The organism is Citrobacter pasteurii (genome assembly GCF_019047765.1).
Classification (GTDB): Bacteria; Pseudomonadota; Gammaproteobacteria; order Enterobacterales; family Enterobacteriaceae; genus Citrobacter; species Citrobacter pasteurii.
Map to the genome: position 1 here is coordinate 4,574,007 of NZ_CP077262.1, position 21,538 is coordinate 4,595,544.

Here is a 21,538-nt window from a genome sequence, read left to right on the forward strand (position 1 = left end):
TAGAGTCTATGAGATCATATATTTTTGTATGATTGTTGCCAGCTCCTCTGGAGAAAATGGGGGGCTCCGTCGATGTAACATGGCATGGCAATTAGGGCAGACGGGAATAAGATCTTTTTTGGGATCCAGAGAGTAATTCTCTTTGATGTCTGATAGCGGAATCAGGTGATGTATATGGATAAAACCTTTCGCTATCTCGCCATACACCTTCATCATATCAATACCACATACTTTACACAGACAACCATGCCAGGCTAATGCGGCCTGTCGGGCCTTACGATCACGTTCGTAGCGGTTAACCGTTACCTGCGTAGCGGCACCTTCAGTAAATACGCTCTGCGGTGGTAGTTCATCAGGAAAAATGCTGTTGGCGGGCTGCTCGTTACCCACATTTTTCTCAACGATCTGGAACCCTTGATCGGTAAGCAACTTGACGCATTTCGACTTGATACCACCACTAAAATCTTCAGGGGAAAACTCAACGCCTCTCAGATTTGAAGCAGCAATACCGACTATCGCTTTCGGTGGATAACTGCGCCCTTCAAAGACCACATCATACAGCCGGGACTCGCTGAACTGGTGGCGTACACCTTCATCATAGGCGCGCATAGCCGCAATAATGCATTCCCTGGAAAGGTGGTCTGGTAGTTTCTTCTTCATTTACAACTCATCATCCCTGAAACGACATATGCTAACTCTTTATTTTATACCATATTAATTTATCCGGAGATAAACAGCATTCTTCAATTTCGCCTTACCGGAATACGGGTATCAGTGCAGCGGCAACGTAACGTAGCGGCAGAGAAACCGCGCCTCATGCTGGTTGTCCAGCCACACCTGAAAAACATCGTGTGCATCCTGCTCTGATGCGCCTTCGCGCCACGCCAGCAGACCCTGTTGATTCATGCGGATAATAATCTGATCAGGCGTTTCGCCCTGATTCAATGCTTCGACTACCTGTTGCAGAGGAAGTGGTAGCGTCTGAGCAGGCCACATCACTTCAACGCTCACAAGCTGGCGGTGTGTCCGGGGTAACATCGGTAATATCCTCCATGGCTAGAATTTCGCGGTTAATTGGCCATGAAATAGGGGCGTTTTTCACATTTGCAAGTTTTGCCGAGAGACCCATTTAAAGGTCGATAAGTCTCAGGTAGTGAAGTCTCTTCCTAGACAAATCCAGACAGTCTGCACCAAGCGTCTGAGGATATGTCGATAAAAAGCATTTTTTTAAACATATAGCCAAAACATGTTTATGCCATCGACACGTTGCGGCGATATGTCGATAAAACACGATTTTTTAAACATGATGCCGTGACATGCTTATAGCATCGACATATGATGTCTATATGTCGATGAAATCGGTTTTTATAAATATATGAACTGGAATCCCGAAGCCCCTTACAACGATCTGCCAAAACTGCCGCCTGATCTGCAGCAAATTGAAACTCGCAATGTACTAAAAGCGTGTATAAATGCGCGTGCGGCAATTGCAGAGCTGAAAACAGCGGGTGAGTTGATCCCCGACCAGGGATTGTTGATTAACATTCTTCCGATGCTGGAAGCGAAAGATTCCTCACGCATTGAGAACATCGTAACGACCAGCGATCAGCTCTTTCAGTATGCTGATCGTGCAGACGGAGCAGATCCAGCAACCAAAGAAGCATTGCGCTATCGTACGGCGCTTTATGATGGTTATACCCATCTTGAGACCTATCCACTTTGCACAAACACAGCAATCGCTATCTGCACCAAATTACGCGCAGTTCAGACCGATATAAGAAAAACACCGGGCACGGTACTGCGCGATCAGAATAACAGCGTGGTGTATACGCCCCCGGTGGGTGAAGATACTATCCGTAACTTATTGGCGAACTGGGAGCAGTTCATACATGGCGATGATGATTTAGATCCATTGGTGAAAATGGCTATTGCACACTATCAATTTGAGTGCATCCACCCTTTTCCGGACGGGAATGGGCGAACAGGTCGTATCCTGAATATTCTTTACCTGATTCAAAATGAATTACTTTCACTGCCTATCCTGTACCTGTCCCGCTTTATTCTGGAGAGACGTAGTGATTACTACATGCTCTTGCGTAGGGTAACAGATGAAGGAGACTGGGAATCGTGGATATTATTTATGCTGGAGGCCGTAGAAAACACGTCCCGATGGACGACTGACAAGATTGCGGTTGTTCGGGCATTGATGGCAGAAACGACCGAGTATGTACGTGAGAAGCTACCAAAAATATATACCTATGAACTCATCCAGGTGCTCTATGCGCAACCGTATTGCCGGATCGATAACCTTGTTGAACGAGGTATCGCTAAACGCCAGACGGCATCAGCGTATCTCAAACAGTTAGTCGAGATAGGCGTGCTGGAAGAAATGAGCGTTGGTCGAGAAAAGCTGTATATCAACACCAGGTTGGTTCAGGAATTGAATCAGTAAAGTGTATTAATTAGTGTTAGCTCAGATTTTTCCAGAACTAATGATGACCTTAGCAAAACCTGACATTAATGGCGATGTGATAGCTGAAGCAGGCATGATTAATATCTTATTATATTGATAATCATTTTATCATACAAAGCTAAGTCAATTAGATTGAAAACCATATTAACATTAGATGATATATGAATGAAATCCATAGAAATTTATATTCTAGGAACCAATAAGAAATTTATATAAAAGCAGCTCCTTTCAAAGCTGCTTTATACACTTAGTTTTTTGGGAGCTTGCTTAAAATATCTTCAATCCCTGATTGCTTATACCTAACATTATCAAAAAGGTCATTAAGGACAGAAAATCTTTCTTTATACTTCCATACCTCAAGATTATTATCATCAAGGATGCAAAGAACGATTTGAGACGTCCAGTAAAACTCATCGACATCTGTGTAATATCTATACTTCTCTTCATAGATCCCAAACTTAGTTCCATTGAAATTAACGCTAAAAAATAGAGGTATATATGAATCCGAACCATGAGTGATATTATAAGGAGCATCATCCCTCCTCCAAGATATACTTCCATTCAAGGTGTATCTATTTAATTGCGTGATCAACTGTATAATATTATCACTCATGATCTCGTCCATCCTAAATCTAAATTTATTTGTTCTAAGTGCATAATTACACTGCTTAACTCTGATTGGATTCCCCATAATCCTTCAATGTCGAGATGTCTGGAGCTAAGCATTCTAGATAATTTTTCATCTGTTACTGAAAGTAACCATTTTGATATTGGAGGGCTTGAATATTTAAACTGATTTTTATCAAGTTCCAACTTCCGTTTAACATCTTCCAATATTATTATTGTTGAGTGAACAGAAGCGGATACTGCGCTTTTTTTCTTATTACTAGTATTGTCTTGTTCAAATTCAGAAAGAAGTTTTGGTAAATCTTTATTTTGATCCTGAAGCTTTGAAATCAGTTCAGGAAGTCTAACTTTAACGAGATATTTATTTTCTATATCTGCCACTCTGATATATACCAAGATTGTGTATATGCCACCAACAATCGATGCAAATACTGACAACCAAGTTAGAACATTTCCGAAATTTGCCCACGAAAAGATTTCCATTTTATTGTCCATAAATTAACCACGCCAATAAGCCTTGTACAATTTGAACTAAAATACCCTCTTCATAATAGTGCAGAAATCAATATCCAAAGGTGATTGTAACGACACTAAAACCAAATAATATCATATGTATAAAAAAGCGCCAAGAATTTAATAGAAATATTTCAAATGCTTTTATCTAAATATTTTTTTGATACTGCCTCAGAATAAAAAACTTCGGCAAATATAATATTACCAGAGATCCTTAGAGGGCCATACAAGCATCCTAATAATAAATACACCGAATATTCTAAATATTTATTCACTCTTATTTAATAAGTATTTATTCTTAAAGAAAGATTTGCTTCAACAAAATGAATTCTCGACTTTTATTAATCTGTAAAAATAATCCAACAACAGAAACAATTAGGCCAAATCTTTTGCAACGTTTAATGATTTTCAAATCAAAGAATTCGAACTCATTCAATTGTTCCTGTTGTCAACCCCCCAGCAAAAACAGCCCAAATCTAGTAATAACTAAATACCACCATCATTCCTACTCCCCCAACTCCACCTCATCCTGCGCCGCCATCAGCACCAATTCTGACTTTGAAATCAGCAAATCTTTCGGCTTCCCACCTCTCAACCTGCGGTTTGCGGAGCTAAACCAAATTGCCAGCCCCCACGGCGTTTTGCGTTCTTTGAACAGCGAGAGTATCAACCTCACAACCTTAAGAGGCCGCATTTTCTCATCAAGAACATAATCCGGGTACAAATCCTCCCCATCGACCTTCAGCGAGAATATCTTCCCGGCGGCTTTCCAGCCTTTCGGGCCTGCCTCAGGATCGGCAGAACGGAAACCCGCTTTTGCCGATAACTCAGACGCCGTCAGCCATTCCGAGTCAGCCAGTATTCTAACTTTCAGCTCCTCCAGTTGCCGGTCATTGCGCTCCTGAAAGCTCATATGGTCTAGTGTGCTTCCCGGCGACTTTTTGAATCCATACGGCACCACATGCCTGAAGCGGTTTGCATCCAGATAATCCGCCCACCACTGCATCATCTCCCGGCGCTCTTCCAGGTGCTGCGCCTTATGGATATACGCTGCCCGCACGCGCTTACGTTCCTGATGGCTCATCTGGCGCTCTACCGCGTCGCTTGACCACAGGCCTGACTCCACCAGCGCGCTACAGGCCATAGTGCGAAAACCGTGGCCGCAGACATCTTTCTGGGTGTCGTAGCCCATCACACGCAGCGCTTTGTTAATGGTGTTTTCACTCATCGGTTTGCGGTAGTTATGATCGCCGGGGAACACCAATTCAGTTCCCGGTCTGCAATGCTGCCTCACCTCGTGCAGCAGTTCGATGGCCTGACGTGATAATGGGACCAGGTGTGGGGAGTGCATCTTCGCACCACGCGCTGAATATTTAACGCCGGGGATCGGCTCACGCTCAGCGGGGATGGTCCACATGGCGTTACGCAGATCAATCTCATCCCAGCGGGCAAAGCGCAGTTCGCTGGAGCGGATAAACAGCAGCAGGGCCAGCTTTATCGCCAGTTGAGTCAGTTGACGGCCTTTGTAATCGTCGATCCTTTCCAGGAAATCAGGGATAAGATTAAGATCCAGTGCAGGGTGGTGACGCACTTTGGGCGTGGAGACCGCGCCGGTTAAATCCGATGCAGGGTTATGATCGATAATGCCGTTCTGGACGGCGTAGCGCATCACGCAGGCAGTGCGCTGCTGAAGCCGGGAAGCAACATCCAGTTTGCCCGCTTTCTCCACCTCTTTGATGGGTACCAGCAGGTCTTTGACCTTCATTTTGGTAATGTCGCAGCTACCATTCGTGGGAAAGACGTAAAGCTCGAAATAACGCAACACCCGCTTCTTATGTTCTGCCGACCAGTTCACATTACTGGTGACCCATTCGCGTGCCACAGACTCAAACGTATGTTCCGGCGTTATAGCAAGGCGTTCAGCCTTTCGGTGTGCGCTCGGATCGATGCCGGAAATCAGCAGTAATTGGGCCTCTTCACGCATGCGTCTTGCCTGTGCAAGCGTCAAAAGCGGATAAGGTCCTAAAGCGAGCTTTTTCTCTTTGTTTACAAAGCGGTACTTGATGTACCAGCGTTTTGAACCGTTAGGGTTAACCAGCAGGTAAAGTCCATGCGAGTCACTGAGCTTATACGGCTTGCCACAAGGCTTGGCGTGGACTATAGCGCGATCTGTTAGTGCCATTTGGGGGCCTCACTATTATCGAACTACGTCTAAGCCCCCAATTTGGCCCCCAAATCGTGTGGATGTCAATGGATGAAAAACGACCAACACGGAAAGACTACAAAATAAATATGGCTATTACCAAAAAATAAATTATCTTTGAATTACAGATGGATATGGACGAATTTGGACGGAAATGGACACAAAAAAAGCCACCATTAGGTAGCTAATTATTGCATCACTTGGTGCCGAAGGCCGGACTCGAACCGGCACGTATTTCTACGGTTGATTTTGAATCAACTGCGTCTACCGATTTCGCCACTCCGGCACGGAAGGGATGCGGAAAACGTTGTGGATTATACCTGTCGTGCGCCGCCATGCAAGCGCCAGCGTGTGTCTGGCCTGCTAAGTGTTGAAAATTTCAGCATTACCTTGCACACGTGCAATCACCATCACAGTTTATCCCCCGCAACAACCACCTTAATCCCCCCTTCTGCGAAGCATCCCGTTTCCCCATGCTCTACACTTCCAGTTCAACACCACACTGAGGGAAACACGATGTCGATGATAAAAAGCTACGCCGCAAAAGCGGCGGGCAGCGAGCTCGAACTCTATGAATATGATGCGGGCGAGCTTAAGCCGGAAGATGTCGAAGTCCAGGTCGATTACTGCGGTATCTGCCATTCCGATTTGTCGATGATCGACAACGAATGGGGATTCTCTCAGTATCCGCTGGTTGCCGGGCATGAGGTGATTGGTCGCGTGGCAGCGCTCGGCAGCGCGGCGCAGGATAAGGGTCTGAAGGTTGGTCAGCGCGTCGGCATTGGCTGGACGGCGCGCAGTTGCGGGCATTGCGACGCCTGTATCAGCGGCAATCAGATTAACTGCCTGGAAGGCTCCGTTCCCACTATTCTCAATCGCGGCGGCTTTGCCGAGAAGCTGCGAGCCGACTGGCAGTGGGTGATCCCGCTGCCGGAGAGTATCGATCTGGCGGCAGCTGGCCCCTTGCTGTGCGGCGGTATCACCGTGTTCAAACCGCTGCTGATGCACCATATCACCGCCACCAGCCGCGTCGGGGTGATCGGTATCGGCGGCCTGGGACATATCGCCATTAAGCTGTTACACGCGATGGGTTGTGAAGTGACCGCATTCAGTTCCAACCCGGCGAAAGAACAGGAGGTGCTGGCGATGGGAGCGGATAAGGTGGTCAACAGCCGCGATCCGGATGCGCTAAAAGCGCTGGCGGGCCAGTTCGATCTCATCATTAACACGGTTAACGTCGATCTCGACTGGCAGCCCTATTTTGAAGCGTTGGCCTACGGCGGTAACTTCCATACCGTCGGCGCAGTGCTGAAGCCGCTGCCGGTACCGGCATTTACCTTAATTGTCGGGGATCGCAGCATCTCCGGTTCGGCGACCGGGACGCCATTCGAGCTGCGCAAGCTGATGAAGTTTGCCGGGCGCAGCAAGGTGTCGCCTACCACTGAGCTGTACCCGATGTCGCAAATAAACGAAGCAATCCAGCACGTGCGTGATGGCAAGGCCCGCTACCGCGTGGTGCTGAAAGCCGACTTCTGATGCCGGGCTCAGTCCCGCAAGGGGCTGGGCTTATTGCCCGTTACGAAACGCGAGCACCGCCTGGCGGCACTGTTCCGTCACATGCTCAATATCATGGTTCACGTCGATGCGGGCAATATCTTTCTCATCGTCCTGCGGACATTCCAGCGCGTCGAACTGACTTTTGAGTAGTCCCACCGGCATAAAATGGCCTGCCCGACGCTGCATGCGTGCCAGAATGGTCTCGTAGTCGCCGTCCAGCCACAGAAAATGCACATTCGGGCTACCCTGACGCAATATATCGCGATACTGTTTTTTTAATGACGAGCAGACAATAAATCCGGTCTCATTCTTTTTAAATAAACTGTATGACGCGTCATTTAATCGCGCCAGCCACGGCAGTCGGTCTTCATCGGTTAATGGAATACCTTCAGACATTTTATCAATATTTTTAGCGGGATGGAGATCGTCGCCATCAATGAATTTAGCCGATAATACAGCGGCAATTTTACTGCCAATTAAAGATTTACCGCTACCCGAAACGCCCATTAAAATATAACTTTCCCCAGCCATTGAAAAAACTCCAGATTCATATTCTATGGCGCGATACTACGCCTTCCACATTGCAGAACTCACCTTTTTTTGCCGCGACTGAGCAGATTTACAGGGCGCATCACGTTATGCGTAACATTGTAGTGTAACAATTTCTCAGCGTGATCTGTATCACAAATAATAACAATTAAAACCGTTTAAATGCTGCCGAGGTTACTACCTGACCAGTGAGGCATTTATGCAAGTCAAAACCCAATCCTGCGTTGTCGCGGGTAAGAAAACTGTTGCCATTACCGACCAAAATATAGAATGGAATAATAAAGGAACGTTGGTACAAATTACCCGCGGGGGAATTTGTGGTTCCGATTTACATTATTATCAGGAAGGCAAAGTCGGTAATTTTACCGTTAAAGCGCCGATGATTTTAGGCCATGAAGTTATTGGTAAAGTAGTGCACAGCGATTCAACAGAATTACATGAAGGTCAGTCGGTGGCGATTAATCCGTCGAAGCCCTGCGGCCACTGTAAATACTGTCTGCAGCATGAAGAAAACCAGTGCACGGAAATGCGCTTTTTTGGCAGCGCCATGTATTTTCCCCACGTCGACGGCGGCTTCACTCAGTTTAAAACCGTCGATACTGCGCAGTGCATCCCCTACCCTCAAGAGGCCGATGAAAAAGTCATGGCCTTTGCCGAACCGTTGGCGGTCGCGATCCACGCCGCGCATGAAGCGGGCGACCTGCAGGGCAAGCGCGTGTTTATCTCCGGCGTCGGGCCTATCGGCTGCCTCATCGTCAGCGCGGTAAAAACGCTCGGCGCGGCAGAAATCGTCTGTGCGGATATCAGCCCGCGCTCGCTCTCGCTGGCGCAACAGATGGGTGCCGATACGCTGATTAACCCGCAGCAGGACTCGCTCGACGCGTGGAAAAAAGAGAAAGGCTACTTCGACGTCAGCTTTGAAGTCTCTGGTCATCCGTCCTCAATCACCACCTGTCTGGAAGTGACCCGCGCGAGAGGCGTGATGGTGCAGGTCGGCATGGGCGGCGCGGTGCCGGACTTCCCGATGATGATGCTGATCGGCAAAGAGATCGCGCTCAAAGGCTCGTTCCGCTTTACCACCGAGTTCAACACCGCGGTGTCGTGGCTGGCGAATAACGTTATCGATCCGCTGCCGTTACTCAGCGCTGAATATCCGTTTACCGAGCTTGAACAGGCGCTGATATTCGCCGGGGATAAAACCCAGGCGGCGAAAGTCCAGCTCGTTTTCGAAGACATAAAATAAGGAATAACATGATGAACGATCTTTTTTCACTGGACGGCAAAAACATTCTGATCACCGGTTCAGCCCAGGGTATTGGTTATTTACTGGCGACCGGGCTGGGTAAATATGGCGCACAGATTATCGTTAATGACATTACGCCGGAGCGTGCGGAGGCCGCCGTCGCCAAATTGCAGCAGGAAGGGATCCGCGCCGTGGCCGCGCCGTTCAATGTTACGCATAAACAGGATATCGATGCCGCCATCGACCATATCGAAAAAGACATTGGCCCGATCGATGTGCTGGTGAATAACGCCGGTATCCAGCGTCGCCATCCGTTTACCGAGTTCCCGGAGCAGGACTGGAACGATGTGATTGCCGTTAACCAGACGGCGGTATTCCTGGTCTCGCAGGCGGTAACGCGTCGCATGGTGGAACGTCAGGCCGGGAAGGTCATCAACATCTGCTCCATGCAGAGCGAACTGGGCCGCGACACCATCACGCCGTATGCCGCCTCGAAAGGCGCGGTAAAAATGCTTACCCGCGGAATGTGCGTTGAGCTGGCGCGCCACAATATCCAGGTCAACGGGATCGCACCGGGCTACTTCAAAACCGAGATGACCAAAGCGCTGGTCGAGGATGAAGCCTTCACCTCCTGGCTGTGCAAACGTACGCCAGCCGCGCGCTGGGGCGATCCGCAGGAGCTGATCGGCGCGGCGGTATTCCTCTCTTCTAAAGCATCCGATTTTGTAAACGGGCACCTGTTGTTTGTCGATGGCGGCATGCTGGTCGCCGTCTGATACCACACAACGCAACATCACGCAGCGCCCAGGCGCTGCCTTTTTGGCACAGACACCCTAAATCATTCGAGTTGCAGGATGACGGGGATATAAGAGAAACGATTATGCCATTAATAATAATTGCGGCAGGCGTCGCGCTGCTCCTGGTTCTGATGATTGGCTTTAAAGTTAACGGCTTTATTGCTCTGGTTCTGGTGGCGGCGGTCGTTGGTTTTGCCGAAGGGATGGATGCACAGGCCGTTCTGCACTCAATACAAAACGGGATCGGTGGCACGCTCGGCGGGCTGGCGATGATCCTCGGCTTCGGCGCAATGCTCGGCAAACTGATTTCCGATACCGGTGCGGCCCAGCGCATCGCCACCACGCTGATTGGCACGTTCGGTAAAAAACGCGTGCAGTGGGCGCTGGTGATCACCGGTCTGGTGGTCGGTCTGGCAATGTTTTTTGAAGTCGGCTTTGTTCTGCTGCTGCCGCTGGTGTTTACGGTGGTGGCCTCGTCCGGCCTGCCGCTGCTGTATGTCGGCGTGCCGATGGTCGCCGCGCTATCCGTGACCCACTGTTTTCTGCCGCCGCATCCAGGGCCGACCGCGATTGCTACCATTTTCGAGGCCAATCTCGGTACCACCCTGTTGTACGGATTTATTATTACTATCCCGACGGTGATTGTTGCCGGGCCGCTGTTTTCTAAGCTGCTGACCCGCTTTGAGAAAGCACCGCCGGAAGGGTTGTTCAACCCGCATCTGTTCACCGAAGAAGAGATGCCATCGTTCTGGAACAGTATCTTTGCGGCGGTAATCCCGGTCATACTGATGGCGGTCGCCGCCGTGTGCGAAATTACGCTGCCGAAAACCAACAGCGTGCGGGTGTTCTTTGAGTTTATCGGCAACCCTGCGGTCGCGTTGTTTATCGCTATCGTACTCGCCATTTTTACCCTTGGTCGACGTAACGGACGTACGATCGAGCAAATTATGGATATCATTGGCGACTCTATCGGCGCAATTGCGATGATTGTGTTTATCATCGCCGGGGGCGGCGCGTTTAAGCAGGTTCTGGTCGACAGCGGCGTGGGGCAATATATCTCGCACCTGATGACCGGCACGTCGCTTTCTCCGTTGCTGATGTGCTGGACGGTTGCCGCCTTGCTGCGCATCGCGCTCGGTTCAGCCACCGTGGCGGCGATCACCACCGCAGGCGTGGTGCTGCCGATTATCAACGTCACCCATGCTGACCCGGCGCTGATGGTGCTGGCTACCGGCGCGGGCAGCGTGATTGCGTCCCACGTTAACGATCCGGGATTCTGGCTGTTTAAAGGCTATTTTAATCTCAGCGTGGGCGAAACGTTGCGCACATGGACGGTAATGGAAACGCTGATTTCCATTATGGGTCTGCTGGGGGTTCTGGCGCTGAACGCCATCCTGCATTAAGACGGTATTACCGGGGAGCACAGGTCTGCGCTCCCCGGCACTGGAGAGAAAATGAGGAACCACAGAATTTCTTTGCAAGACATCGCCACGCTGGCGGGCGTGACCAAAATGACGGTGAGCCGCTACATTCGCTCGCCGAAAAAGGTCGCAAAGGAAACCGGTGAACGCATCGCGCAGATTATGGAGGAAATTAATTACATCCCCAACCGCGCGCCCGCGATGCTGCTTAACGCGCAAAGCTACACGCTCGGCGTGCTGATCCCCTCGTTTCAAAACCAGCTGTTCGCTGACATTCTGGCCGGTATCGAGTCAGTCACCTCGGACCATAACTATCAGACGCTGATCGCCAACTACAATTATGACCGGGAATCCGAGGAAGAGTCGGTGATCAACCTGCTGTCGTATAATATCGACGGCATTATCCTGTCCGAGAAATATCACACTCTGCGCACGGTTAAATTTCTGCGTTCAGCCAACATACCGGTGGTAGAACTGATGGATATTCAGGGCGATCGTCTGGACATGGAAGTAGGGTTCGATAACCGTCAGGCGGCATTTGATATGGTCAGCACCATGCTGGACAAACGCCAGCGCCGCAAAATCCTCTACCTTGGTTCAAAAGATGATGTCCGCGATGAACAACGCTATCGCGGCTACTGCGATGCCATGACGCGTCGTGGTCTGGTGCCGCTGCGCGTCAATCCGCGCGCTATTTCGTCCATTCATCTCGGCACCCAGATGATGCGGGACGCGCTGGCTGCGCATCCGGATTTAGACGGCGTGTTTTGCACTAACGACGATATTGCGATGGGCGCGCTGCTGCTGTGCCGCGAGCGCGAGCTGGCCGTTCCGGAACAGATCTCAATTGCCGGTTTTCACGGGCTGGAAATGGGCAGGCAGATGATCCCAAGTCTCGCCAGCGTGATCACCCCGCGTTTTGACATTGGCCGTATGGCGGCGCAGATGTTGCTGAGCAAAATCAAGAACAACGACCATAACCACAACACCGTCGATCTCGGGTATCAGATTTATCACGGCAATACGCTTTAAGTCATTTTCTCTCGCCATCGCATACTCTCTTTGATGGACATTGCCTATACTCCAGGCAGGATAAATGGAGGAAATCTCAATGAGCGCACCCCTGCTAATTGCCCGCACGTCGGACACCGAACTGTTTTTACTGCCAGGCATGGCCAACCGTCACGGGCTGATTACCGGCGCGACCGGGACCGGTAAAACCGTCACACTACAAAAGCTGGCCGAATCGTTGTCCGAGATTGGCGTACCGGTATTTATGGCCGATGTGAAAGGTGACTTAACCGGCGTGGCCGAGGAAGGACAGGCCTCTGAAAAGCTGCTCGCCCGCCTGAAAAATATCGGCATTACCGACTGGCAACCGCATGCTAATCCGGTCACGGTGTGGGATATCTTCGGCGAAAAAGGTCACCCGGTGCGAGCCACGGTATCTGACCTCGGTCCGCTGCTGCTGGCCCGTTTGCTGAACCTTAACGATGTGCAGTCCGGCGTACTGGATATTATCTTCCGCATTGCCGATGACCAGGGTCTGCTGCTGCTCGATTTCAAAGACCTGCGGGCCATCACTCAGTATATTGGCGATAACGCCAAATCCTTCCAGAATCAGTACGGCAATATCAGTAGCGCCTCGGTCGGGGCTATCCAGCGCGGACTGCTGTCGCTGGAGCGACAGGGTGCGGCGCACTTTTTTGGCGAACCGATGCTGGACATCAAAGACTGGATGCGTACCGACGCCAGCGGCAAAGGGATGATTAATATCCTCAGCGCCGAGAAGCTCTACCAGATGCCCAAACTGTACGCTGCCAGCCTGCTGTGGATGCTCTCCGAACTGTACGAACAATTGCCGGAAGCGGGCGATCTGGAGAAGCCAAAACTGGTGTTCTTCTTCGATGAAGCGCACCTGCTGTTCAACGATGCCCCGCAGGTGCTGCTGGATAAAATCGAGCAGGTGATCCGTCTGATTCGCTCGAAAGGGGTCGGCGTGTGGTTCGTCTCGCAAAATCCGTCGGATATTCCGGACAACGTGCTTGGCCAGTTGGGTAACCGCGTGCAGCACGCCCTGCGCGCGTTCACGCCGAAAGATCAGAAAGCAGTGAAAAGCGCGGCGCAAACCATGCGCGCCAACCCGGCGTTTGATACCGAGAAAGCCATTCAGGAGCTGGGCACCGGCGAAGCACTGGTTTCATTTCTGGATGCCAAAGGCAGCCCGTCGGTGGTGGAGCGGGCAATGGTGATTGCGCCCTGCTCCCGCATGGGACCGGTGACGGACGATGAGCGCAACGGGCTGATTAATCACTCTTCGCTGTACGGAAAATATGAGGAAGAGGTAGATCGTGAGTCCGCCTATGAGCGCTTACAGCAAGGCGTTCAGGCCAGCACCGGGCAGCAAAATACGCCTCCCGCCAACGGTAAAGCGGTCGAGGTTGACGACGGTATTCTCGGTGGGTTGAAGGATATTTTGTTTGGCAGCACAGGGCCGCGCGGCGGCAAGCGCGATGGCGTGGTACAGAGCGTGGCGAAAAGCGCGGCGAGACAGGTCACTAATCAGATAATCCGCGGAATGTTGGGAAGCTTGATGGGCGGGAGAAAAAGCTAGCACCCGCGTTACGTTGCCGGATGGCGGCGTGAACGCCTTATCCGGCCTACGGGTCATGGGCAGGCCTGATAAGCGCAGCGCTATCAGGCCTACGATTACTGTGATTACGACTTACGCAGCATCAGCCACAGACTTATCAGGAAGAAGCTGGCGCTTGGCAGCAGCGCGCCGATAATCGGCGGAATACCATACACCAGCGTCAGCGGGCCAAAGATTTGGTCCAGCACATAGAACACAAAACCGAAGCTAATCCCCGTCACCACACGCACGCCCATCGGCACGCTACGCAGCGGACCAAAGATAAACGACAGCGCCATCAGCATCATGACCGCCACTGACAGCGGCTGGAACACTTTGCTCCACATATTGAGCTGGTAGCGTCCGGCGTCCTGTCCGCTCGACTTCAGGTACTTCACGTAATTATGCAGACCACTAATCGACAGCGCGTCAGGATCCAACGCCACGACGCCGAGCTTGTCGGGCGTAAGGTTGGTTTTCCAGGTGCCGCTCACGGTCTGCGAACCGGTGATTTGTTTCGGGTCGGTCAGGTTGGACTCATCCACCTGCGACAAACGCCAGACCTTCTGCTCCGGGTCAAACGTCGCGCTGGCGGCATAGCGAACGGACTGCAAACGACGCTTGTCGTTAAAGGCGTAGATGCTGATTCCACCTAGCTCAGCGTCGCCTTTCACCCGCTCGATGTAAACAAAGCTGTCACCGTCTTTCGCCCACAGCCCTTGCTGGGTAGAGAGCAGCGAACCGCCGTACATCTGCTGCGCACGGTAATTACGCGCCATCTGTTCACCCTGCGGTGCCACCCATTCGCCGATGGCCATCGTCAGCAGCACCAGCGGAATCGCGGTTTTCATCACCGACAACGCTACCTGCATACGGGTAAAGCCGGAAGCTTGCATCACCACCAGTTCACTGCGCTGGGCCAACATGCCCAGCCCCAACAAAGCACCCAGCAGCGCCGCCATCGGGAAGAAGATTTGGATATCTTTCGGCGCGCTGAGCAGGGTATACAGCCCGGCGCCCATCGCGTCGTAGCTCCCCTGCCCGGCTTTTTTCAGCTGGTCGACAAACTTGATGATCCCGGAGAGCGACACCAGCATGAACAACGTCATCATGATGGTGGTAAAAATGGTTTTACCGATATAGCGGTCAAGTACACCAAAAGGCTGCATTATACCGCTCCTTTACGCATAAAACGGGCACGCAAGCGGCGCATCGGCACCGTATCCCAGAGGTTAAGCACAATCGCCAGCGCCAGATAAGCCAGGTTTACCACCCACATCCAGAACACCGGATCCAGCTTACCTTTGCCACCGTTCGACTTCAGCGACGTCTGCACCAGGAAGAACAGCAAATAAAGCAGCATGGCTGGCAGCATGGACAGTACGCGACCCTGACGCGGGTTAACCACGCTCAGCGGCACAACCATCAGCGCCATCATAAATACGGTGAATACCAATGTGATACGCCAGTGCAGCTCCGCGCGGGCGCGAGCGGTGTCGGTCGTCCACAGCGTACGCATGGTCATCTGGTCGGTATCGTTGGGGTCCAGCGCCACGGCCTGATGGCCGATAATCGCCTGGTAGTCCTGGAAATCGGTAATGCGGAAATCGCGCAGCAGCGCGGTCCCTTCAAAGCGCGTCCCCTGGTTCAGCGTCACGACCTGAGAGCCGTCACGCAACTGAGTCAGATGTCCGGAATCAGCCACCACCACCGAAGGACGGGCGTTGCCTTTCGGGCGGATTTGCGCGAGGAACACATCTTTGAAGCTGCTACCGTCAACGCTTTCGATAAACAACACCGAACTGCCGTTCGTTGCCTGCTGGAATTGCCCCTGAGCGAGCGCCGCCATGCCGGGGTTCGCTTTCGCTTCCGCCAGCACTTCGTCCTGATGCCGGGAGGACCATGGCCCGGCCCACATCACGTTGACCGCCGCAATAATACTGGTAAACAACGCCAGCACCATCGCCGCTTTAACAAGCACAGCCTTGCTCAGCCCACAGGCATGCATGACCGTAATTTCACTTTCGGTATACAGTTTGCCCAGCGTCATCAGCAGCCCAAGGAACAGGCTTAAGGGCAAGATTAGTTGCGCCATTTCTGGCACGCCCAGCCCCAGCAGCGAGAGCACCAGATTCGCCGGGATATCACCGTCAACAGCCGCACCCAGGATCCTGACTAACTTTTGACAAAAGAAGATCAAAAGCAGGATGAATAGGATCGCAAGTTGGCTTTTGAGCGTTTCCCGAACCAGATATCTTATGATTATCACTTTAAATACGCCCGTAAAAACCCGTCTTTTGCCGGAATTTAGCTTGTTTCATGGCTTAAACGTCATTTATTCTCTTGAGTCGTCGAAATCGTCGCTAAGATCATTATACTCAACGGATCCACCTCTCAGAAATTGTTCTGACGTGCCAATGCCGTAATAACGTTAAGATTAACACGAAGTCACCGCAACAGCGGGTATGAGTTACGAAAGCTTGCAATTCTATCCGTAGCCACCGCTGTTGTCTTTAAGATTCAGGAGCGTAGTGCATGGAGTTCAGTGTAAAAAGCGGTAGCCCGGAGAAACAGCGGAGTGCGTGCATCGTCGTGGGTGTCTTTGAACCACGCCGCCTCTCTCCGATTGCAGAGCAGCTCGACAAGATCAGCGACGGGTACATCAGCGCACTGCTGCGTCGTGGCGAACTGGAAGGCAAACCGGGGCAAACCCTGTTGCTGCACCATGTTCCTAACGTTCTGTCTGAGCGAATTCTCCTCATTGGTTGTGGCAAAGAGCGTGAACTTGATGAGCGCCAGTACAAGCAGGTCATTCAGAAAACCATCAATACGCTGAATGATACTGGCTCAATGGAAGCCGTCTGCTTCCTGACTGAGCTGCACGTCAAAGGGCGCAATAACTACTGGAAAGTGCGTCAGGCCGTTGAGACGGCCCAGGAAACGCTGTACAGCTTTGACCAGTTGAAGACCAACAAAAGCGAGCCGCGTCGCCCGCTGCGTAAAATGGTCTTCAACGTACCTACCCGCCGTGAACTGACCAGCGGCGAGCGTGCTATCCAGCACGGTCTGGCGATCGCCGCCGGTATTAAAGCAGCGAAAGATCTCGGCAACATGCCGCCAAATATTTGTAACGCCGCCTATCTGGCTTCCCAGGCGCGTCAACTGGCAGACAGCTACAGCAAGAATGTTGTGACCCGCGTGATCGGCGAACAGCAGATGAAAGAGCTGGGTATGCACTCTTACCTCGCCGTCGGCCACGGTTCGCAAAATGAGTCGCTGATGTCGGTCATCGAGTACAAAGGCAATCCGTCCGAAGACGCGCGTCCGATTGTGCTGGTCGGTAAAGGGTTAACCTTCGACTCCGGCGGTATCTCCATCAAACCAGCCGAAGGCATGGATGAGATGAAGTACGACATGTGCGGTGCGGCGGCAGTGTACGGCGTGATGCGCATGGTGGCCGAGCTTCAACTGCCCATCAATGTCGTCGGCGTACTGGCGGGCTGCGAAAACATGCCGGGTGGCCGCGCGTATCGCCCAGGCGATGTGCTGACCACCATGTCCGGGCAGACCGTTGAAGTGCTCAATACCGACGCCGAAGGCCGTCTGGTGCTGTGCGACGTGTTAACCTACGTCGAGCGCTTTGAGCCGGAAGCAGTGATTGATGTCGCGACCCTGACCGGCGCGTGCGTGATTGCACTGGGCCATCACATCACCGGCCTGATGTCGAACCATAACCCGCTGGCGCATGAGCTGATCGGCGCGTCCGAGCAGGCTGGCGATCGCGCATGGCGTCTGCCGTTGGGTGATGAGTTCCAGGAACAGCTGGAGTCCAACTTTGCGGATATGGCAAACATTGGCGGGCGCCCTGGCGGAGCCATTACCGCAGGCTGCTTCCTGTCGCGCTTTACCCGTAAATACAACTGGGCGCACCTCGACATCGCCGGTACCGCATGGCGTTCCGGGAAAGCCAAAGGCGCAACCGGTCGTCCGGTGGCACTGCTGTCGCAGTTCCTGCTCAATCGCGCCGGGTTTAACGGCGAAGAGTAATACGCTATCGAGCCTGCAACATGTAGGCCTGATAAGCGCAGCGCCATCAGGCGTTGACGCACAATCGCCGGATGGCGGCGTAAACGCCTTATCCGGCCTACATACGGCAATAAATTGCAGGCCCGGCTCGCCGGGCTCTGCATTTAAATTCATCACAAGAAGCCCCATATATGAGAAACGCAACGTTCTATCTTCTGGACAATGACACGCAACAAGATGGCTTAAGCGCCGTTGAACAACTGGTGTGTGAAATTGCCGCAGAACGTTGGCGGGCTGGCAAGCGCGTGCTGATCGCCTGTGAAAACGAAAAGCAGGCTCTTCGACTGGATGAAGCCCTGTGGGCAAGACCAGCAGAAAGCTTTGTTCCACATAATCTGGCGGGTGAAGGCCCCAGAGGCGGCGCCCCGGTAGAGATTGCCTGGCCGGAAAAACGCAACAGCAGCCCGCGCGACCTGCTCATCAGTTTGCGCGTTGGCTTTGCAGATTTTGCCACCGCTTTCACAGAAGTGATAGACTTCGTTCCTTACGAAGATTCTTTGAAACAATCGGCACGCGATCGCTACAAAGCTTACCGCGTGGCTGGTTTTAACCTGAATACGGCAACCTGGAAATAATGGAAAAGACATACAACCCACAAGATATCGAACAGCCGCTTTACGAGCACTGGGAAAAGCAGGGCTATTTCAAACCTAACGGCGATGAAAGCAAAGAGTCCTTCTGCATCATGATCCCGCCGCCGAACGTCACCGGCAGTTTGCATATGGGTCATGCTTTCCAGCAAACCATCATGGATACCATGATTCGCTACCAGCGCATGCAGGGTAAAAACACCCTGTGGCAGGCGGGAACCGACCACGCGGGTATCGCCACCCAAATGGTGGTTGAGCGTAAGATTGCCGCTGAAGAAGGTAAAACCCGTCACGACTACGGTCGCGAAGCGTTTATCGACAAAATCTGGCAGTGGAAAGCGGAATCCGGCGGCACCATTACCCGTCAGATGCGCCGTCTCGGCAACTCCGTTGACTGGGAGCGCGAGCGCTTCACCATGGACGAAGGTCTTTCCAATGCCGTGAAAGAAGTCTTCGTTCGCCTGTATAAAGAAGACCTGATTTACCGTGGCAAGCGCCTGGTAAACTGGGACCCGAAACTGCGCACCGCCATCTCTGACCTGGAAGTGGAAAACCGCGAGTCTAAAGGCTCCATGTGGCACATCCGTTATCCGCTGGCCGACGGCGCGAAAACCGCAGACGGTAAAGATTACCTGGTGGTGGCGACCACTCGTCCGGAAACCCTGTTGGGCGATACCGGCGTGGCGGTCAACCCGGAAGATCCGCGTTATAAAGACCTGATTGGCAAATTCGTGGTGCTGCCGCTGGTCAACCGCCGTATTCCGATTGTCGGTGATGAACACGCCGATATGGAAAAAGGCACCGGCTGCGTGAAGATCACCCCGGCGCACGACTTTAACGACTATGAAGTCGGGAAACGTCACGGCCTGCCGATGATCAACATTCTGACCTTTGACGGCGACATCCGCGAAACCGCGGAAGTGTACGATACCAAAGGCGAAGAGTCCGACGTCTACTCCAATGAAATCCCGGCTGAGTTCCAGAAGCTGGAACGCTTTGCCGCGCGTAAAGCGGTGGTTGCCGCCGTTGATGCGCTCGGCCTGCTGGAAGAAATTAAACCGCACGACCTGACCGTGCCTTACGGCGACCGTGGCGGCGTGGTTATCGAGCCAATGCTGACCGACCAGTGGTACGTCCGTGCCGACGTGCTGGCAAAACCGGCGGTTGAAGCGGTTGAAAACGGCGACATTCAGTTCGTACCGAAACAGTACGAAAACATGTACTTCTCCTGGATGCGCGATATTCAGGACTGGTGTATTTCCCGTCAACTGTGGTGGGGTCACCGTATCCCGGCATGGTACGACGAAGCGGGCAACGTCTACGTTGGCCGTACCGAAGACGAAGTGCGTCAGGAAAACAACCTCGGCGCTGACGTTCAGCTTCGTCAGGACGAAGACGTTCTGGATACCTGGTTCTCCTCCGCGCTGTGGACCTTCTCTACCCTCGGCTGGCCGGAAAACACCGATGCGCTGCGTCAGTTCCACCCAACCAGCGTGATGGTTTCCGGCTTCGATATCATCTTCTTCTGGATTGCCCGCATGATCATGATGACCATGCACTTCATCAAAGATGAAAACGGCAAGCCGCAGGTTCCGTTCCATACCGTCTACATGACCGGTCTGATCCGTGACGACGAAGGCCAGAAGATGTCCAAATCCAAGGGCAACGTGATTGACCCGCTGGATATGGTCGACGGTATCTCGCTGCCGGAGCTGCTGGAAAAACGTACCGGCAACATGATGCAACCGCAGTTGGCTGAGAAGATTGCCAAACGTACCGAGAAGCAGTTCCCGAACGGCATCGAACCGCACGGTACCGACGCCCTGCGTTTCACCCTGGCGGCGCTGGCTTCTACCGGTCGCGACATCAACTGGGATATGAAGCGTCTGGAAGGTTATCGTAACTTCTGTAACAAGCTGTGGAACGCGAGCCGCTTTGTGCTGATGAACACCGAAGATCAGGACTGCGGCTTCAACGGCGGCGAAATGACCCTGTCTCTGGCAGACCGCTGGATCCTCGCTGAATTCAATCAGACCATCAAAGCGTACCGCGAAGCGCTGGATAACTTCCGCTTCGATATCGCCGCGGGCATCCTGTACGAGTTCACCTGGAACCAGTTCTGCGACTGGTATCTGGAGCTGACCAAGCCGGTGATGACCGGAGGAACTGATGCTGAACTGCGCGGCACCCGCAATACGCTGGTGACCGTGCTGGAAGGTCTGCTGCGCCTGGCGCATCCGATCATTCCGTTCATCACCGAAACCATCTGGCAGCGCGTGAAAGTGATTTGTGGCAACACCGCAGATACCATCATGCTGCAGCCGTTCCCGGAATATAACGCGGCGCAGGTAGACGAAGCGGCGCTGGCCGATACCGAATGGCTGAAGCAGGCGATCGTTGCCGTACGTAATATCCGCGCGGAAATGAACATTGCCCCAGGCAAACCGCTGGAGCTGTTGCTGCGTGGTTGCAGCGCGGATGCGATGCGTCGTGTAAACGACAACAAGAGCTTCCTGCTGAACCTGGCGCGTCTGGAAAGCATCACCGTGCTGCCAGCCGATGATAAAGGTCCGGTTTCCGTAACCAAAATCATCGACGGCGCCGAGCTGCTGATCCCGATGGCGGGCCTCATCAACAAAGAAGATGAACTGGCGCGTCTGGCGAAAGAAGTGGCGAAAATCGAAGGTGAGATTGCCCGTATCGAAGGCAAGCTCTCCAACGAAGGTTTCGTTGCTCGCGCCCCGGAAGCGGTGATCGCCAAAGAACGTGAGAAGCTGGACGGCTATGCGGAAGCGAAAGCGAAGCTGATTGAGCAGCAGGCGGTCATCGCCGCGCTGTAAAGCCGTT

Annotated in this window: 19 protein-coding genes and 1 tRNA gene; 10 read left to right on the plus strand and 10 right to left on the minus strand. The window is 52.4% G+C overall.

Going from position 1 to position 21,538, the window contains the following annotated elements:
- Nucleotides 1-6: 6 nt before the first annotated feature.
- Nucleotides 7-660, minus strand: a complete 654-nt coding sequence (locus tag I6L54_RS22065) for an HNH endonuclease (protein WP_032724019.1) — start codon at nt 658-660, stop codon at nt 7-9.
- Nucleotides 661-771: 111 nt separating this feature from the next.
- Complete coding sequence (locus I6L54_RS22070) at nt 772-1,038, minus strand: hypothetical protein (protein ID WP_040230311.1); 267 nt, start codon at nt 1,036-1,038, stop codon at nt 772-774.
- 337 nt (nt 1,039-1,375) lie between these two features.
- On the opposite strand from I6L54_RS22070, the gene fic reads away from it, so the two are divergent.
- Nucleotides 1,376-2,452 carry a protein adenylyltransferase Fic gene (gene fic, locus I6L54_RS22075; RefSeq protein ID WP_040230312.1) on the plus strand — a complete coding sequence of 359 codons (1,077 nt, stop codon included), beginning with the start codon at nt 1,376-1,378 and terminating at the stop codon, nt 2,450-2,452.
- A 268-nt stretch (nt 2,453-2,720) separates the two neighbouring features.
- On the opposite strand, the gene I6L54_RS22080 is transcribed toward fic, so the two are convergent.
- From I6L54_RS22080 to I6L54_RS22095, 4 genes are all read right to left on the minus strand, one after another.
- Nucleotides 2,721-3,086, minus strand: coding sequence for a hypothetical protein (locus I6L54_RS22080; RefSeq protein WP_040230313.1), 366 nt, complete (start codon nt 3,084-3,086; stop codon nt 2,721-2,723).
- Nucleotides 3,083-3,595 carry a hypothetical protein gene (locus I6L54_RS22085; protein WP_040230314.1) on the minus strand — a complete coding sequence of 171 codons (513 nt, stop codon included), beginning with the start codon at nt 3,593-3,595 and terminating at the stop codon, nt 3,083-3,085. Before I6L54_RS22085 ends, I6L54_RS22080 begins: the two co-directional genes overlap by 4 nt.
- A gap of 523 nt (nt 3,596-4,118) precedes the next feature.
- Nucleotides 4,119-5,795, minus strand: coding sequence for a tyrosine-type recombinase/integrase (locus I6L54_RS22090; RefSeq protein ID WP_072041412.1), 1,677 nt, complete (start codon nt 5,793-5,795; stop codon nt 4,119-4,121).
- Nucleotides 5,796-6,017: 222 nt separating this feature from the next.
- Nucleotides 6,018-6,102: transfer RNA gene (locus I6L54_RS22095), tRNA-Leu, on the minus strand.
- A 230-nt stretch (nt 6,103-6,332) separates the two neighbouring features.
- Here I6L54_RS22095 and ahr point away from each other — a divergent pair.
- Nucleotides 6,333-7,352, plus strand: coding sequence for an NADPH-dependent aldehyde reductase Ahr (gene ahr / locus I6L54_RS22100; RefSeq protein ID WP_040230316.1), 1,020 nt, complete (start codon nt 6,333-6,335; stop codon nt 7,350-7,352).
- A gap of 30 nt (nt 7,353-7,382) precedes the next feature.
- On the opposite strand, the gene idnK is transcribed toward ahr, so the two are convergent.
- A complete protein-coding gene (gene idnK, locus I6L54_RS22105; protein ID WP_040230318.1) occupies nt 7,383-7,904 on the minus strand; it encodes a gluconokinase in 522 nt (173 codons plus the stop codon).
- A gap of 217 nt (nt 7,905-8,121) precedes the next feature.
- Between idnK and idnD the strand changes: the two genes are divergently transcribed.
- From idnD to I6L54_RS22130, 5 genes are all read left to right on the plus strand, one after another.
- Nucleotides 8,122-9,165 (plus strand): L-idonate 5-dehydrogenase, encoded by a 1,044-nt coding sequence (idnD, locus tag I6L54_RS22110; RefSeq protein ID WP_005134164.1) that lies wholly within the window; start codon nt 8,122-8,124, stop codon nt 9,163-9,165.
- Between the two features lie 11 nt (nt 9,166-9,176).
- Entirely contained in the window at nt 9,177-9,941 is a 765-nt protein-coding gene (gene idnO / locus I6L54_RS22115) for a gluconate 5-dehydrogenase (RefSeq protein ID WP_040230320.1), read from the plus strand.
- A gap of 104 nt (nt 9,942-10,045) precedes the next feature.
- Nucleotides 10,046-11,365: a gnt-II system L-idonate transporter gene (idnT, locus tag I6L54_RS22120; protein ID WP_016155581.1), complete on the plus strand. Its 1,320-nt coding sequence runs from the start codon at nt 10,046-10,048 to the stop codon at nt 11,363-11,365.
- 51 nt (nt 11,366-11,416) lie between these two features.
- Nucleotides 11,417-12,415 (plus strand): DNA-binding transcriptional regulator IdnR, encoded by a 999-nt coding sequence (idnR, locus tag I6L54_RS22125; protein ID WP_040230325.1) that lies wholly within the window; start codon nt 11,417-11,419, stop codon nt 12,413-12,415.
- A 79-nt stretch (nt 12,416-12,494) separates the two neighbouring features.
- Nucleotides 12,495-13,997 (plus strand): helicase HerA-like C-terminal domain-containing protein, encoded by a 1,503-nt coding sequence (locus I6L54_RS22130; RefSeq protein WP_040230326.1) that lies wholly within the window; start codon nt 12,495-12,497, stop codon nt 13,995-13,997.
- 104 nt (nt 13,998-14,101) lie between these two features.
- On the opposite strand, the gene lptG is transcribed toward I6L54_RS22130, so the two are convergent.
- The 3 genes from lptG to I6L54_RS22145 all read right to left on the minus strand — a co-directional run bounded on the left by lptG (nt 14,102) and on the right by I6L54_RS22145 (nt 16,397).
- Nucleotides 14,102-15,184: an LPS export ABC transporter permease LptG gene (lptG, locus tag I6L54_RS22135; protein ID WP_005134170.1), complete on the minus strand. Its 1,083-nt coding sequence runs from the start codon at nt 15,182-15,184 to the stop codon at nt 14,102-14,104.
- Nucleotides 15,184-16,284 (minus strand): LPS export ABC transporter permease LptF, encoded by a 1,101-nt coding sequence (gene lptF, locus I6L54_RS22140; protein WP_040230328.1) that lies wholly within the window; start codon nt 16,282-16,284, stop codon nt 15,184-15,186. Before lptF ends, lptG begins: the two co-directional genes overlap by 1 nt.
- A 62-nt stretch (nt 16,285-16,346) precedes the next feature.
- Nucleotides 16,347-16,397: a hypothetical protein gene (locus I6L54_RS22145; protein WP_212723231.1), complete on the minus strand. Its 51-nt coding sequence runs from the start codon at nt 16,395-16,397 to the stop codon at nt 16,347-16,349.
- Between the two features lie 153 nt (nt 16,398-16,550).
- Here I6L54_RS22145 and pepA point away from each other — a divergent pair, with 153 nt between their 5' ends.
- The 3 genes from pepA to I6L54_RS22160 all read left to right on the plus strand — a co-directional run bounded on the left by pepA (nt 16,551) and on the right by I6L54_RS22160 (nt 21,531).
- Entirely contained in the window at nt 16,551-18,062 is a 1,512-nt protein-coding gene (pepA, locus tag I6L54_RS22150; RefSeq protein WP_005134172.1) for a leucyl aminopeptidase, read from the plus strand.
- Between the two features lie 170 nt (nt 18,063-18,232).
- Nucleotides 18,233-18,676: a DNA polymerase III subunit chi gene (gene holC, locus I6L54_RS22155; protein ID WP_005134173.1), complete on the plus strand. Its 444-nt coding sequence runs from the start codon at nt 18,233-18,235 to the stop codon at nt 18,674-18,676.
- Nucleotides 18,676-21,531, plus strand: a complete 2,856-nt coding sequence (locus I6L54_RS22160; protein WP_040230331.1) for a valine--tRNA ligase — start codon at nt 18,676-18,678, stop codon at nt 21,529-21,531. Before holC ends, I6L54_RS22160 begins: the two co-directional genes overlap by 1 nt.
- Nucleotides 21,532-21,538 lie beyond the last annotated feature (7 nt).

What these genes read in the sequence shown, in the direction of transcription:
- fic (WP_040230312.1), top strand. Translation starts at nt 1,376, where the DNA reads ATGAACTGGAATCCCGAAGCCCCTTACAACGATCTGCCAAAACTGCCG.
- I6L54_RS22070 (WP_040230311.1), bottom strand. Translation starts at nt 1,038, where the DNA reads ATGTTACCCCGGACACACCGCCAGCTTGTGAGCGTTGAAGTGATGTGG.
- idnO (WP_040230320.1), top strand. Translation starts at nt 9,177, where the DNA reads ATGAACGATCTTTTTTCACTGGACGGCAAAAACATTCTGATCACCGGT.
- I6L54_RS22160 (WP_040230331.1), top strand. Translation starts at nt 18,676, where the DNA reads ATGGAAAAGACATACAACCCACAAGATATCGAACAGCCGCTTTACGAG.
- idnD (WP_005134164.1), top strand. Translation starts at nt 8,122, where the DNA reads ATGCAAGTCAAAACCCAATCCTGCGTTGTCGCGGGTAAGAAAACTGTT.
- holC (WP_005134173.1), top strand. Translation starts at nt 18,233, where the DNA reads ATGAGAAACGCAACGTTCTATCTTCTGGACAATGACACGCAACAAGAT.
- idnR (WP_040230325.1), top strand. Translation starts at nt 11,417, where the DNA reads ATGAGGAACCACAGAATTTCTTTGCAAGACATCGCCACGCTGGCGGGC.
- I6L54_RS22090 (WP_072041412.1), bottom strand. Translation starts at nt 5,795, where the DNA reads ATGGCACTAACAGATCGCGCTATAGTCCACGCCAAGCCTTGTGGCAAG.
- I6L54_RS22085 (WP_040230314.1), bottom strand. Translation starts at nt 3,595, where the DNA reads ATGGACAATAAAATGGAAATCTTTTCGTGGGCAAATTTCGGAAATGTT.
- I6L54_RS22130 (WP_040230326.1), top strand. Translation starts at nt 12,495, where the DNA reads ATGAGCGCACCCCTGCTAATTGCCCGCACGTCGGACACCGAACTGTTT.
- ahr (WP_040230316.1), top strand. Translation starts at nt 6,333, where the DNA reads ATGTCGATGATAAAAAGCTACGCCGCAAAAGCGGCGGGCAGCGAGCTC.
- pepA (WP_005134172.1), top strand. Translation starts at nt 16,551, where the DNA reads ATGGAGTTCAGTGTAAAAAGCGGTAGCCCGGAGAAACAGCGGAGTGCG.
- idnT (WP_016155581.1), top strand. Translation starts at nt 10,046, where the DNA reads ATGCCATTAATAATAATTGCGGCAGGCGTCGCGCTGCTCCTGGTTCTG.
- I6L54_RS22080 (WP_040230313.1), bottom strand. Translation starts at nt 3,086, where the DNA reads ATGAGTGATAATATTATACAGTTGATCACGCAATTAAATAGATACACC.
- I6L54_RS22065 (WP_032724019.1), bottom strand. Translation starts at nt 660, where the DNA reads ATGAAGAAGAAACTACCAGACCACCTTTCCAGGGAATGCATTATTGCG.
- lptG (WP_005134170.1), bottom strand. Translation starts at nt 15,184, where the DNA reads ATGCAGCCTTTTGGTGTACTTGACCGCTATATCGGTAAAACCATTTTT.
- idnK (WP_040230318.1), bottom strand. Translation starts at nt 7,904, where the DNA reads ATGGCTGGGGAAAGTTATATTTTAATGGGCGTTTCGGGTAGCGGTAAA.